Origin of the sequence: Dactylosporangium sp. CA-152071, assembly GCF_050936335.1 — a bacterium.
Taxonomy (GTDB): Bacteria; Actinomycetota; Actinomycetes; order Mycobacteriales; family Micromonosporaceae; genus Dactylosporangium; species Dactylosporangium maewongense.
The window spans coordinates 63,155-77,012 of sequence record NZ_JBNJMZ010000001.1 but is presented as its reverse complement, the minus strand read 5'-3'; the positions used below and the strand labels follow the sequence as shown (position 1 = coordinate 77,012).

The following is a 13,858-nucleotide window of genomic DNA, read 5'->3' as shown; positions in this document are numbered from 1 at the left end:
TCAGGCACACGATGTGCCAAGATCATGACCGTGGCGATCGACCATGACGTGCGTGCGGGGGCGGACTGGGCCGTGGAAGTGCTGACGGCGGCCGGCTACCGCGCCGACTTCTCACCGTCGTCGTTGTGGGAGATCGAGCGGTTCCTGAACGCGGAGGCGCCGGACGGCCGCCCGCGCTCGCGTGGCCTGCTCGGCAAGGACCTGGACGTTCGGGTGGCCATGCTGGGCGGCTACGTCGGCGAGGTGATCCGGCGCCGGGTGGGCGGCACCTGGGTCCGCGACGGTGACCACGCCGCCCTGGACCTGCCCGGCGGCGCCCGGATCTGGCCCGCGCAGCAGGTGATGCACCGCCTCGCCACCGGCGCCGGCGGCAGCCTCACCGCCTACGCGTCGGCAGCCGGCGCGGACCCGGGCCCGTCGACGCCGGTCCTGCAGTGCCGCTGCTGTGGTGCGGTGCCGGCCGCGGACACCAAGTTCCGCGCCGTCCAGTCCGTGCTGATCTGGATCGGCTACACCCGGGCCCCGGGCCCGTTCTGCCGCGACTGTGGCACCGCCGTCTTCCGGGACCTCCAGCAGAAGATGTTCACGTTCGGCTGGTACGGCATCTTCGCCGTGGCCGCGCCGATCGTCCTGCTGCTCAACTGGGCCGCCATGACGAAGGTCACCGCGCTGGCGGCCCCGGCCGCGCAGCCGGGCGGTGCACCCGTCCGGCCGATGGACGCAGGCCGGCCGCTGCTGCGCAGGCCGCAGGTGATTGCCGGCATCCTCGCCCCGATCGTGCTGCTGACCGCCTTCGCGATCCACGCCCGTTCGACTGGCCCGTGACCGGGGGTCTGTTGCCATCGTCGGGGCCGGACGTGCGCTGGGCGTGTGGCAAGGCCGGTGACTGCGTCCTCACGCCGAACCCCCGCGACGCCTACTACAGTCCGGGCGAGGGCGACCGCGCGGTCGGCGTGGAGATCGGCGGCGGTGTGTTCAGCGTCGTCGTGTGGATGTCGGACACGAGCGACGCGTTCAGCAAGAAGGTCGCCATCGAGGTGTTCCGCGCCGCCCGCCCGAAGGTCGCCTAACCGCCGGGCGCCAGCAACGGAGCCATCCGGGCGACGAACCAGCGGGCGCCGTCGGCGGAGAAGTGCAGGCCGTCGACGCGCAGCAGGACGCCGTCGACGACGGGACGGCAGGTGCCACCCGGGCACACCGACTCCTGCAGCGTCGCCAGGGTTACGCCCGGCACCTCGTCCCGGACGGCGGCGTAGATCCGGTTCGTGGCCTCGGTCAGCGGGTCCGGCGCCGCGCTGCACGCCGGCGGGGCCGGGTCGCGCAGGCAGTCCGGGCCTGCCGGGACGAGCGGCAGGACGGCGACCAGCACCAGCTTCGCCCCCGCGCGCGTCACGGTCTGCGCGAACGCCCGCAGATGCTCGTGGACGTCGGCCTTCCAGCGGCTCGACAGGGGCTCGACCCGCTCGCCGGACGGGGTGAGGTGCGTGATGAGCTCCCACCGCGAATACGCGATGACCAGATCGGGACGGTGCTCGTCGAGGAGTCGCCGGATGCGGGCCGGCGTCTGCGCCGCGCACTGCCGCATGAACGGTTTCGGCTGGGCGCCGTCGGTGTTGAGCAGGCCGGTGAGCCCGCAGCCGTTGTGGGCGGCGAGCACGTAACCCCAGCCGTTGCGGGCGGCGAGGTCGGCGATGCCGGGGTCGAGCGACCGGGCGATCGAGTCGCCGACGACGGCGACGGTACGGCCGGTCCCTTCGGGCCGGGTCCGGACGCAGATCGACGTCGTGTCGGGGCAGATCGCCCCGGTCGCGGAGCCGGCGGCGACCGCGTGCTCGCCGGCGGTCCGCGCGGCGTCGACCTGCTGGGCCTGGTAGCCGGTCGCGTAGGTGGTGGCGGTCACCGCGAGCGTCGCGCAGGCGGCGAGGGCCGCCACGGCCGCGGTGACGAACCTCGTCCCGGTCCGGCAGGCGGCTCGGGGCCGCCCGCGCAGGACCGGGCGCTCGACGAGCAGGTATGAGCCGGTCGCGAGCAGCAGGGTGACGGCCGCGGCGACGGCGGCGGTCCCGGCACCGGACAGGTGCCAGGGCAGCGCGTGCGGCGTGAAGGCGATGACCGGCACGTGCCACAGGTAGATGCCGTACGAGACGCGGCCGGTGCCGCGCAGCGGCGCGGTGGCGAGCAGGCGGGCGACGGGCGTGTCAGGGGCGCTCTCGACACCCCAGATGAGGGCGGCGAAGACGACCGATGCCAGCGCCGCGCCGCCGCGGTAGTAGAACGGTGCCGCGTCGTCGACGAGCAGCATCAGCCCGGCGCAGGCGGCGAGCGCGAACGGCGTGACCAGCCGCGCGCCGGTGGCGCGCCGCGCGACGAGCGCCAGGGCCGCGCCGATGAGGAGCTCCTGGGCGCGGGCGTCGGTGCCCGCGTAGGCGCGGATCGGGTTGCCCGGGTCGTAGGTGACGGCCATGATCAGTGCGCTGGCGGCGGCCGGCACGGCCAGCAGCGCGGCGGCCGTGGCGGGGCGGGGGCGGCGCCGGTGGACCGGCAGCAGCACCAGCGGCCACAGCAGGTACCACTGCTCCTCGACCGCCAGCGACCACATGTGCCGCAGCGGTGACGGCGCGGCGGTCTGCGTGAAGTACGACAGCGGCGCGGTGATGTCCTGCCAGTTGGCGTAGTAGCAGAGGGCGGCGATGAGGTCGCCCCTGCGGTCGGCCCAGAGCCCGGCGGGTTCCCAGTGGCGGACGGCGACGGCGACCGCGGCGACCATCAGCAACAGCGCCGGCAGCAGGCGGCGGCCGCGCCGGATCCAGAACGCGATGACGTCGACGGGACCGTTGCGGGCCTCGCGCAGGAGCAGGCCGGTGATGAGATAGCCGGAAAGGACGAAGAACAGGTCCACGCCGAGGAACCCGCCCGGCAGCAGCCGCGGGTCGAGGTGGTAGGCGACGACGGCGGCGACCGCGACGGCGCGGAGGCCGTCGAGGGCGGGCCGCCGGTCGGTCACCGCGGTCCGCTCAGCGCGTGCAGGATCACCTGTACCGCGCGGTCGATCGCGGTCGCGCAGTCGTCGAAGGCGTCCAGGGTCCGGTCCGGGTCGGGGATGTCGTCGGGCGCCACGCCGGAGCCGGTCCCGCACCGGGTGCGCCCGCGGCGGCGCACCGCGGCGGCGACCCGCTGCCGTGCCAGCGCGACCGGATCCTCGGGCAGGTCCGGGTCGGCGAGACCGCCGTCCGGCGGGGCGAGGCGGGCGAACTCGTTGATGGTGAACGTGCGGCGGACGGCCGCGGGGTGCAGCGCGAGGACGTCGTCGCGTTCGCGTACGGTGGCGGTGAGCACGAGGTCCGCCCCGCGGATCGCGACGGCGGTCAGCCGGCTGGTCGTGAACGCCGCGGGCGAGGCGCCCCGGGCCGTGAGGACCTGCGCGGTGTACGGGTGCATCGGCTGGCGGTCACGTCCGCGGGTGCCGGCACTGTGGACGTGGAAGCGGTGGGACAGCGCCGGCGGCCACTCGGTGATGGCGCGCTGCGTCAGGTGCTCTGCGAGGACCGAGCGGCAGAGGTTGCCGACGCAGACGTAGAGGATGCGGAACTGGCGGTCGGTGGCGGTGATGCTGGTGTTCACAGCCGGATGGCGATCTTCTCGCGCAGGCCGGTGAGGCGTCCGGCGAGCGTGCCGACGGAGGTGGCGGCGTGCCCGGCGGAGTAGGCGTCGTAGTAGTTGTAGGCGTCCTCGGTGCGCCGCGGCGTCATGTTCAGGATGAAGCCGAGCACGTCGACCTCGGCGCGGCGCAGCGCCGCGGTCGCCTTGCCGACCTGGTCCCGGCGGGTGTGGCCGTGGCGGACGACGAAGATCGCGCCGTCGCTGAGGGCGGACAGGACGATCGCGTCGGCGACGGGCAGGACCGGCGGGGTGTCGATGATGACCATGTCGTACCGGGAGCGCAGCTCGTCCAGCAGCCGCCGCATGTGGTTGGAGCCGATGAGCTTGCTCGGGTTGGGCGGGACCGGGCCGCTGGCCAGCACGGAGAGGGACGTGTCGCCCCACGGCTGGATGACGTCGTCGAGCTCCGCCTGGCCGATCAGGACGCTGGTGAGGCCGGCGCCCGACGGCACGCCGAGGTAGCCGGCGGCCTGCGGGCGGCGGAGGTCCGCGTCGATGAGCAGGACGGAGCGCCCGGACTCGGCGATCGACAGGGCCAGGTTGCACGACGTGACGGACTTGCCCTCGGCGGGCACGGAGCTGGTCACCACGACGACCTTGGTGCGCTGGTCGGCGTCCATGAACTGCATGCTGGTCTGCACCTGGCGGTACGCCTCGACCTGGCGGCCGCTGGAGTCCTCCTCGGTGACGGCGGCGATGCCGGTCTGGTCCGGGTTGCGCGGGATCACGCCGAGCAGCGACGTGCCGGTGATCTCCTCGGCCTGCTCGGTGGTCTTGATCGAGGTGTCCATGGCGTGCCGGACGGTGGCGAGGGCCGCGCCGGCCAGCAGTCCGGCGAGCGTCGCCAGCGCCAGGTTGCGCAGCGGCCGCGGTGAGACCGGCACGCCGGGCGGGTCCGCGGGGCTGACCACGCTGACGTGCACGGGTGAGGGGCTGCCGTCGGGGGTGGCCTCGAGGGTCGGGACGAGCCGGATGAACTCGTCGGCGACGGCGTCGGTGATGCGCTGCGCCTGCTGCGGCGAGGTGTCGGTGACGCGGATGGTCAGCAGCACGGTGTCCTCGAGCGTGTCGGTGCTGACCCGCGCGGCGAGGGCGTCCGGCGTGACGGCCAGGTCGAGCTTGTCGATGACGCTGCGCATGACCCGCTTGTCGCGCACGATCACCGAGTACGACTTCACCTTCTGCTGGGACAGCAGGTCGGCCTGGTACGCCTTCGCCGCGTCGCCGCCGTCGGCCCACGCGGACACGAACAGCGTGGTTCTGGCCTCGTACCAGGGCGTCTGGCGGGCGGTGAGCACCATGCCGACGGCGATCGCGGCCAGGACGGTGGCGACCACGGACTTCCAGCGCTCGCGCAGCAGCGGCAGGATCGAGCGGAGCTCCAAGGCCGGGCCTCTTTCGGGTTTCATCGTGTGCGGGACGGTGTGCGGGCGGTCAGCGCACGCGCTGGGCCGCCGGTGCGGTCGGTGTGGGTACGCGCAGCAGCAGGCACACGGCGGTGGTGCCGGTGAGGGCGGCGATGCCGAGCCCGGCGGTGGCCGGCAGCTGACCGGCGCGCACCAGCAGGGCGAGGCCGCCGCAGAGGGCCGCGCCGGTGGCGAGCGCCGCGGCGACCTGCGCCGCCGACAGGCCGAGCAGCCGCAGGCGGTGGGAGGTGTGGTCGGCGCCGCCCTGCCGCCAGGACCGGCCGGCGCGGCGGCGCGCGACCACGACCAGCGCGGTGTCGACGACGGCGATGAGGGCGAGCAGTAGCGGCACCGCCAGCGTGCCGGGGGAGCGGTCGGGTGCGGCGACGACGGTGCCGGTCGCGATGAGGAAGCCGACGAACAGCGAACCGGCGTCGCCGAGGAAGATGCGGGCCGGTGGCCGGTTGTGCCACAGGAAGCCGACGCAGGCGCCGCCGAGGCACCACCACAGCGCCTCGCGGCCGGATCCGGTGGCGGCGACGCCGAGCAGCACGGCGGTGACGGCGGCGGTCGCGGCGGCGGCACCGTCCATGTTGTCCAGCAGGTTGAAGGAGTTGGTCAGCAGCACGATCCACGCCACGGTGAGCGCGACGTCGAGCCAGTGCTGTCCGGTGACCGGCACGGTGTGCCCGGCGAGTGCGACGAGACCGGCCGCGCCGGCCTCGACGACCAGGCGGGTGTTGACGCTCAGCGGTGCCAGGTCGTCGATGAGGCCCAGGGTGCCGACGGCGGCGGCCGCGACGGCCAGCAGCAGGGCCGCGGCGGGCGCTGGCCCGCGCGCGACCAGGAACAGCGCCGGCGCGAGGGTCGCCGCGGCGACGGCGAGGCCGCCGAGGTAGGGCGTCGGCGCGGCGTGGGACTTGTGGCCGCCGGGGCGGTCGACGATGCCGGTGCGCACGGCCGTGCGCCGGCACACCGCGGTGAGGACGGCGGCCAGCGGGACCGCGGCGAGCCCCGCGAGGACCGGTGCGGCCAGCCAGGGCGGGTTCACGACGCGACCAGCTGCCCTTGCGGGACGGGTGCGGCGGCCTCGGCCCGTGCCTCGGCGATGGCCGCGGTCAGCACGTCGTGCAGCGTGCGGCGCGGGGCCCAGCCGGTCAGCTCCCGCAGCCGCCGGGTGTCGGGCACCCGGCGGTGCATGTCCTCGAATCCCGAGCCGTAGGCCTCGTGGTACGGGATCAGCTCGATCGGTGACGGGCTGCCGGCGGCGGCGACGACGAGGTCGGCGAGCCGGCGGATGCTGATCTCGTCGGAGGAGCCGATGTTGACGGTCTGCCCGATCGCGGCCGGCGTGGCCAGCAGCCGCAGCAGCGCGTCGACGACGTCCGCGACGTGGACGAAGCAGCGGGTCTGCTCGCCGGTGCCGTAGACGGTGAGGGGATGACCGGCGACCGCCTGCCTGGCGAGGCGCGGGATGACCATGCCGTAGGCGGCGCTCTGCCGCGGCCCGACGGTGTTGAACAGGCGGGCGATGATCGTGGGCAGGCCACGCTCGCGGTGGTAGGCGTTGAGCAGGATCTCGTCGACGGCCTTGGCGGTGCTGTACGCCCAGCGGACGACCGACGGCGAGCCGAGGATGCGGTCGGCGTCCTCGGGCAGCGGCCCGGTGCTGTTCTTGCCGTAGATCTCCGAGGAGCTGGTCAGCAGGACGGCGCGGCGGTGGCGCCACGCGGCCTCGACGACGTTCTCGCAGCCGCGGAGGTTCGTGGTCAGCGAGGCCAGGGGCTGCTCGACGATCAGCCGGACACCGACCGCGGCGGCGAGGTGCACGACGACGTCGCACTGGCGCACGAGGTCCTCGACGACGAGCTCGTCGAGGACGGAACCCTGCACGACGCGCAGGCCCGGGTGGCCTTCGACGCCGGCCAGGTTGGCGCGGCGGCCGCTGGAGAAGTCGTCCAGGACGACGACCCGGTCGCCGCGGCGCAGCAGTGCCTCGACGAGGTGCGAACCGATGAAACCGGCGCCGCCGGTGACGAGGTAGGTCTGCGGCTGCGGCGTCGTCCCAGGCACGATCGGTGGCCTCCAATGGCGGTGGGATGGTGTGCAGCGGATGCGGCTCTTGCCGCACGAATCTATCGAATTCCGGCAAAGCGGTTTGCAGAACACGAAAAATCGTTTTATAGCCATATTGAGGTCATATGGTGGTGGCGTGGAAGATGAATCGTCGGCAGGGGGCGCGGCGACGCTCACCGCCGTTCCCGCACAGGCGTCCACGCCGGCGGGTGCGGGACTGCGGGTCTGCATCGTGATCGGGCAGCTGGGCCTGGGCGGCACCGAGAAGCAGATCGTCATGCTCGCCGACGGGCTCCAGCGGCGGGGGAGCGACGTCACCGTCGTGGTCCTGACGGGCGAGGGGCCGCGCTCGGCGGCGCTGCGCGAGGCCGGCGTGCGGACCGTCTATCTCGGCTGGACCCCCCGGCCGGGCTGGCGGGCGGTGTCCTGCCTGCTCGCCACGTTCGTCCGGCTCACCCGCTTCCTGCGCGAGACCCGCCCCGGGCTCGTGCACGCGTTCCTGTTCCACAGCTACGTCATGGCGGCGCCCGCGGCCCGCATCGCCCGCGTACCGGTCGTGATCGCCGGGCGCCGCAGCCTGGACGACTTCAAGCAGGGCCGGCGGCTGGCGCTGCTCACCGAGCGGATCGCGACCCGGATGACGCACCTGCTGGTCGCCAACGCCTACGCCGTGGCCGCCTGCGTCCGCCATACCGAGAAGGTCACCACGACCAAGATCAAGGTCATCTACAACGGGCTCCCGGACGAGGCCTTCGCGGACGCCCGCCCGGCGCACATCCGCAGCAAGCGCCCGGTCGTGCTGTGCGTGGCCAACTTCAAGCGGTACAAGGGCCACGACCACCTGCTCGAGGCGGGCCGGCTGCTCAGCGACCGCGGCACGCCGTGCACGTTCGTGTTCGCCGGCGGCGGCGAGCAGCGCCGGGCCCTGATCCGCCAGGCCACCCGGCTCGGGGTCGACCTGCGCATGCTCGGCCCGCGCACGGACGTCGACCGGCTGCTCGCCCGCGCCGACGCGGTCGTGCTGCCGTCGCTCACCGAGGGCATGAGCAACGCGGTGATGGAGGCGATGGCCGCCGGCCGGCCCGTCATCGCCACCGCCGTCGGCGGTTCGCCGGAGCTGCTGGCCAACGGTCGCGGGCTGCTCGTGCCGCCGCGGGACCCGGCCGGGCTCGCCGACGCCATCGCCGGCGTGCTCGCCGATCCGGGCCGGGCCCAGGCGATGGGCCGCGCGGCCCGCCAGTGGAGCCGGATCCACCTGCACGGCGACACGATGGTCGACCAGCACGTCGACCTGTACCGGGGGATGCTCGCCGCGGCGCAGGTCCGCCGCTGATGTGCGGGATCGCGGGTGTGGCCGGCGCCGGCGCGGACGCCGTGCTCGTGCGGCGCATGTGCGACGTGCTCGCCCATCGCGGACCCGACGACGAGGGCGTCCACGACGGTCCGGCGGCGGCGCTCGGCATGCGCCGGCTCGCGATCGTCGACGTCGCCGGGGGTCGGCAGCCGGTGTACAGCGAGGACCGGTCGGTGGTCGCGGTCTGCAACGGTGAGCTGTACAACTTCGCCGAGCTGCGCGCCGACCTGATCCGCCGCGGCCACGCGTTCACCAGCGCAGGCGACACCGAGTGCCTGGTCCACCTGTACGAGGAGTTCGGCGACGACCTGGTGCACCGGCTGCGCGGCATGTTCGCGTTCGCGATCTGGGACGCCGCCCGGGGGCGGCTGCTGCTCGGCCGCGACCGCGTCGGCAAGAAGCCGATGTACTGGCGCGACACCGGCGGCGGCGTCGCGTTCGCGTCGGAGGCGAAGGCGCTGCTGCAGGACCGGGCGTTCACCCCGCGCCTGGACGTGGTCGCCCTGCACCACTACCTGACCTACCAGTACGTCCCCGCGCCGTGGAGCATCTTCGAGCACGTGCACAAGCTGCCGCCCGGGCACCTGCTGACGTGGCAGGCGGGCCGGGTGAGCGTGCGCCCGTACTGGCGGCTGGACTGCACCGAGACGCCGGTGCCCGACGAGCCCGCCGCCGCCGAGCGGCTGCGGGACCTGCTGCTGGACGCGGTCGCCGCCCGCCTGGTCGGCGAGCGGCCGGTGGGCGCGTTCCTGTCCGGCGGCCTGGACTCCTCCGCCGTCGTCGCGGCCATGGCCCGCCTGTCGGCGCGACCGGTCCGGACCTTCAGCATCGGGTTCGACGACGACCGCTTCGACGAGCGCCGGTATGCGCGCCAGGTCGCCGACCGGTACGGCACCGACCACCACGAGATGGTCGTGCGGCCGGCCGACCTCGGTCCGCTGCCGCAGCTGCTGGCGGACCTGGCGTGGCACTTCGACGAGCCGTTCGCCGACCCGTCGGCGATCCCGAGTTTCTTCGTGGCCCGGCTGGCCCGGGCCCACGTCACGGTGGTGCTCAACGGCGACGGCGGCGACGAGTGCTTCGGCGGGTACCACCGGTACCTGCTGATGCGGTCGCTCGCGCGGCTGCCCGCGCTGCGGCCGCGGCGGCTCTTCGACGGGCTCGGCGCGTTCGGGGACCGGGCGGCGCCGCGCAGCACGCTGCGGCGGGTGGGCAGGACGCTGCGGCTGCTGTCCCGCCCACCGATCGGCCGCTACGCCGGCATGATGTCGATCTTCTCCGAAGACCAGCTGCGGACCCTGTACACCGACGACCTGCGGGAGCGGCTGCGCGGGGTGGACAGCGTCGCGCTGCTCGAGGACGCCTTCCGCCGCTCGGCGGCGCCCGACGCCGTCGGCCGGGTCATCGACGCCGACGTCAACACCTACCTGCCCGGCGACCTGCTGGCGAAGGTCGACGTCACCACGATGGCGAACTCCGTCGAGGCCCGCTCGCCGCTGCTGGACCAGCACCTGCTGGAGTGGGCCGCCGCGCTGCCGACCCGGCTGAAGGTCCGGCCCGGCACCACCAAGTACCTGTTCCGGCGGGCGATGGCGGACTGGCTGCCGGCCGAGGTCATCGATCGGCCCAAGATGGGCTTCGGGGTCCCGCTGGCCGCGTGGCTGCGTGGCGACCTGCGCGAGCTGACCTGGTCGGTGCTGACCGACGCCACCGCCCGGTCGCGCGGCCTGTTCCGGCAGGACGAGGTGCAGGCGATGCTGCGGCGCCACGACGGCGGGGCCGACGAGAGTCGGCGGCTGTGGTCGCTGCTGCAGTTCGAGCTGTGGCACCGCCAGTTCGTCGACGCCGGCGGCATGGCGCGTCTCCAGACGTTGCCGTGACCGCACCGTGACCGCATCAGGGCCGTCGCCCCGCGCGATGCGACCAGGCCGGGGCCTGCCGCAGCTGACCCGCAGCGTGGGGGTGCGGCTGCTGCTGGTGGTGCTCGGCGGGACCGCCGGCGTCGTCGTCGCGCGGGCCCTGCAGCCGGAGGGGCGCGGCGCCTACGCGATCGTCGTCGCCGTCGCGACCGCGACGATGGCAGTCGGTCACCTGTCCCTGGAGCAGGCGTACGTCGGGCTGTGGCCGGGCCGGGAGGCCGCCGTCACGGCCGGCAGCGTGGTGCTCGCACCGGTGCTCGGCACCGCCGCCGCGCTCGGCGCCGCGGGCCTGGCCGCCGCCGGCGTGTTCGGCGCGGCGGCCACCGCGGCGCCGGCGGTGCTGGCCTGCGGGCTGCTGGCGGTGCCGGCGATGATGACGGTGCTGCATCTCAACACCGTGCTGATGCTCACCGGTCAGGTGCGGGTGGTCGACCGGGCGCTGCTCACCTCCGGCGTCCTGCAGTGCGCCGCGCTGGTGGGCGTGGCGCTCACCGGCTGGATCAGCGTCGGCTGGGTCGTCGGGATCTGGGCGGTCTCCTCGGCGGTGCCGCTGCTGCTGCAGCTGCGGGCGGTGCGCCCCCGGCTGCCGCTGTTCGACGGCGCCCTGGCCCGCCGGGCACTGTGGCTCGGCGTCCGCTATCACGCCGGATCGACCGCGCTGTACCTGACCTACCGGCTCGACGTCCTGGCGCTCGCGGCGATGACGTCCGCGCGGGCGGTCGGTCTCTACACCGTGGCGGTGACGCTGGCCGAGCTGACCCGCATCCCGACCGACGCGCTGGCCCGGGCCTGCCTGGCCGGGCAGGCCGTCGCCGACCTGCGCACGGCGGCCGCGGCGACGGTGCGGGCGACCCGGATCTCGATCGCGCTGGCGCTGGTCGCCGCCGGCGGGCTGGCCCTGGCGGCGCCGCTGCTGGTGCCGCTCGGCTACGGCGCAGCGTTCCGACCGGCCCTGCCCGCCGTGTACGCCCTGGCCCCCGGACTGCTCGCGCTCGGCGTGACCCGGCAGCTCGGCGCGTACCTGATCCGGCTGGAGCGGCCCGTCGTCATGTCCGCGACGTCGGTGGTGGCGCTGGCGGTCAACGTCGGGCTCCTGCTGGTGCTGGTGCCGCGGTGGGGGATCGCCGGCTGCGGGCTGGCCGCGTCGATCAGCTACGGGTGCCTCGCGGTGGTCCACCTGGTGTGGTTCTGCCGGGCGAGCGGGACCCCCGCCGCCCGGCTGCTGCCCGATCCCGTCAGCGCGCTGGCGGCCGCCCGTGCGGCGGCCGCGTCACTGCGCCGGCGCAGTGACGCGGCGGCCGGTGCCGACCCGCTCGAAGACGTACTCGTTGCAGCCCAGGCCACCGCCGCACGTGGTGAGATGCCGAAGCTCGAAGCCGCGGCCGGTGAGGAACCGGAAGACCTCCTCCGGCTTGGCCACCTCGAACGGGTAGCCGCCGACCCAGTCGACGAGGTCGTGCCGGCGGGACATGCCGCGGGTGCGGGGAGCCGGCCGCGCGGGCGCGGGACGGCGGTGCCCGGTGCCGAGCCTGACGGCCCCGATCAACGTCTGCAGTGGACGGTGCCGGGCGAGGTAGACGGCGCTGAGACCGACGAGTGCCGCGCGCAGCGCCGGCCCTGAGCGGTTGTACCGGCGTTTGACCCGCCGCCACGCCCGGCTCGCGAAGCCCTGGTCGTTGTAGACGGAGATGTAGAGCCGGCCGCCGGGAGCGACGAGGTCCGTGACCCCGGCGAGGGCCGTCCAGAGCCGGCCGGTGTGGTGCAGCACGCCCCACGAGTAGACGACGTCGAACTGGCCGAGGCCGGCGAGGTAGTCCGGGTCCAGGACGGAGCCCGTCTCGATCCGCCAGTCGCTGTGCGGGGCGAACCGCCGGCGCAGCTCGGTGGCGGCCGCCACCGACGCCGGGTCGAAGTCGAAGGCGTGCACCCGGGCGCCGAGGCGGGTGGCGGCGAGCGAGAACAGGCCGCTACCGCAGCCCGCGTCGAGGAACGTCCTGCCGTCCAGGCGCTTGCCTTCGGGCGGACCGGTCAGGCCGAGCGCCGTGGTCAGCGAGGCGGTCGCCGTGTCGATGCGGACGTCGTCGACGACCTCGACGAAGGACATCCAGTTCGCGCCGAACGCGAACCGGTCGCCGGCACGGACCTCAGTGGTGGAGTCGAGCATCGGTGGTGGTCTCCTCAATGTCGGCGCGCCGGTCGCTGCCGCGACCGGCCAGCAGGACGCCCAGGCACACCCAGAACAGGCCGCTGGCGGTCAGGTTGGACAGGGTGTTGGCGAAGAACAGGTTCGCCGCGCCGGCCGCGACGGCGGCCCGCAGCGGCAGGAAGCCCGCGCCGGCCCGCCAGCACAGCGCGGCGGCGAGCACGGCGAGGAACAGCACCAGGGCGGCCGCCCCGGACTCGGCCGCCAGCCGCAGGAAGTCGTTGTGGGTGTTCATGTAGATGCCGAGCCGTGGATCGGCGGCGGCGATCCGCGGGAACGTCGCATACCCGATGCCGAGCAGCGGGTGGTCCTGCGCGATGTCGACGGCGAGGCGGGCCGCCTGGAGCCGGACCTCGCTGTTGATGGTCAGCTGCGTGGCGCTGCGGCTGCCGACGACCGCGTCCGCCAGCGGGTTGGCCACCCGCACCGTCGCGAAACCGGCGACGCCGGCGAGGGCGGCGCCGGCGATCTGCCAGCGCGCCGGCCGGCCGGCGAGGAGGGCCACGACGATCCCGACGGCGGTCGCCACGACCGCTCCACGGGAGTGCGTCTGCACGATCGCGGCCAGGCAGCAGGCGACCGGGATCAACCACGCGACGCGGCGCTCGGCGCGGGCCAGGCCCACACCGGTCGCGACGCAGATGGCCAGCAGCGCCCCGAAGTAGTTGGCGAGCAGCCCGGCGCCGGACATCCGGCCGCTCACGTAGACGCCGTCGACCGTCGCGAGCACGGCGGCGACCGCGCCGGTGACGGTCACGACCCGCGCGACGGTGAGCGGACGCGGCGGCAGGAAACCGATGACGGCCGCCAGCAGCAGCCCGATGAGCAGGCCGGACAGGTCGCTGTCGCGGCCCGGCGGCCCGTCGCCGCGGGCGCTGACCACCAGCGCGGCGGCGAGCAGCGTGAGGCACACCGGCGGCCAGCCGAGCCGCACGCGGGCGTCCCGGGCGGCGAACGCGCGGCGCACGACGGTGACGATCAGGATCGCGGCGCCCACGTACACGCCGATGTGGGCGAGCGGATAGGCGGTGGTGGCCGTGCTCAGCGGCACGAGCGACGGCACGATCATGCCGGGCCGCATCGCGGCGACGGCGACGGCGAGCGCCAGGCCCAGGCCCAGGGCCAGCAGCGGCTGCCGTAGCGCGATGTAGGCCACGAGGGCGCCCGCCGCCACGCCTTCGACGACCCATCCCGCCGACCAGGTGGAAACGCGAAGGCCGCCCGAAGTCACATTCACGAT

11 protein-coding genes and 1 pseudogene are annotated in these 13,858 nt (G+C 74.6%); 5 read left to right on the top strand and 7 right to left on the bottom strand.

The annotated features are described in order from the left end of the window. Positions 1–30 precede the first annotated feature (30 nt). Complete coding sequence (locus tag ACQEVZ_RS00185) at positions 31–825, top strand: hypothetical protein (protein WP_433359516.1); 795 nt, start codon at positions 31–33, stop codon at positions 823–825. Continuing rightward, positions 822–1,070, top strand: a complete 249-nt coding sequence (locus tag ACQEVZ_RS00180) for a hypothetical protein (protein ID WP_433359513.1) — start codon at positions 822–824, stop codon at positions 1,068–1,070. The genes ACQEVZ_RS00185 and ACQEVZ_RS00180 overlap by 4 nt, the downstream gene beginning before the upstream one ends. Here the strand turns inward: ACQEVZ_RS00180 and ACQEVZ_RS00175 are convergent. Genes ACQEVZ_RS00175 through ACQEVZ_RS00155 form a run of 5 tightly spaced genes read right to left on the bottom strand, consistent with a single transcriptional unit; the run spans position 1,067 to position 7,139 of the window. After that, positions 1,067–3,004: an acyltransferase family protein gene (locus tag ACQEVZ_RS00175; protein ID WP_433359510.1), complete on the bottom strand. Its 1,938-nt coding sequence runs from the start codon at positions 3,002–3,004 to the stop codon at positions 1,067–1,069. The genes ACQEVZ_RS00180 and ACQEVZ_RS00175 overlap by 4 nt on opposite strands. After that, positions 3,001–3,621 carry a low molecular weight phosphatase family protein gene (locus ACQEVZ_RS00170; RefSeq protein WP_433359507.1) on the bottom strand — a complete coding sequence of 207 codons (621 nt, stop codon included), beginning with the start codon at positions 3,619–3,621 and terminating at the stop codon, positions 3,001–3,003. Before ACQEVZ_RS00170 ends, ACQEVZ_RS00175 begins: the two co-directional genes overlap by 4 nt. Then, on the bottom strand, positions 3,618–5,069 hold the full coding sequence (locus ACQEVZ_RS00165; RefSeq protein ID WP_433359504.1) for a polysaccharide biosynthesis tyrosine autokinase: 1,452 nt from the start codon (positions 5,067–5,069) through the stop codon (positions 3,618–3,620). The genes ACQEVZ_RS00170 and ACQEVZ_RS00165 overlap by 4 nt, the downstream gene beginning before the upstream one ends. A gap of 25 nt (positions 5,070–5,094) precedes the next feature. Further along, positions 5,095–6,117, bottom strand: a complete 1,023-nt coding sequence (locus ACQEVZ_RS00160; protein WP_433359501.1) for a glycosyltransferase family 4 protein — start codon at positions 6,115–6,117, stop codon at positions 5,095–5,097. Further along, positions 6,114–7,139, bottom strand: a complete 1,026-nt coding sequence (locus ACQEVZ_RS00155) for an NAD-dependent epimerase/dehydratase family protein (protein ID WP_433359498.1) — start codon at positions 7,137–7,139, stop codon at positions 6,114–6,116. Before ACQEVZ_RS00155 ends, ACQEVZ_RS00160 begins: the two co-directional genes overlap by 4 nt. 139 nt (positions 7,140–7,278) lie before the next feature. On the opposite strand from ACQEVZ_RS00155, the gene ACQEVZ_RS00150 reads away from it, so the two are divergent. The 3 genes and pseudogenes from ACQEVZ_RS00150 to ACQEVZ_RS00140 all read left to right on the top strand — a co-directional run. Further along, positions 7,279–8,475 (top strand): glycosyltransferase, encoded by a 1,197-nt coding sequence (locus ACQEVZ_RS00150; RefSeq protein WP_433359495.1) that lies wholly within the window; start codon positions 7,279–7,281, stop codon positions 8,473–8,475. Beyond that, positions 8,475–10,376, top strand: a complete 1,902-nt coding sequence (gene asnB, locus ACQEVZ_RS00145; RefSeq protein WP_433359492.1) for an asparagine synthase (glutamine-hydrolyzing) — start codon at positions 8,475–8,477, stop codon at positions 10,374–10,376. The genes ACQEVZ_RS00150 and asnB overlap by 1 nt, the downstream gene beginning before the upstream one ends. Positions 10,377–10,413: 37 nt before the next feature. After that, positions 10,414–11,631 (top strand): annotated as a pseudogene (locus ACQEVZ_RS00140) (polysaccharide biosynthesis C-terminal domain-containing protein); the annotation flags it as partial. A 54-nt stretch (positions 11,632–11,685) separates the two neighbouring features. Here ACQEVZ_RS00140 and ACQEVZ_RS00135 read toward each other — a convergent pair. Then, entirely contained in the window at positions 11,686–12,579 is an 894-nt protein-coding gene (locus ACQEVZ_RS00135) for a class I SAM-dependent methyltransferase (RefSeq protein ID WP_433359489.1), read from the bottom strand. Further along, a complete protein-coding gene (locus tag ACQEVZ_RS00130) occupies positions 12,560–13,849 on the bottom strand; it encodes an O-antigen ligase family protein (protein WP_433359486.1) in 1,290 nt (429 codons plus the stop codon). Before ACQEVZ_RS00130 ends, ACQEVZ_RS00135 begins: the two co-directional genes overlap by 20 nt. Positions 13,850–13,858 lie beyond the last annotated feature (9 nt).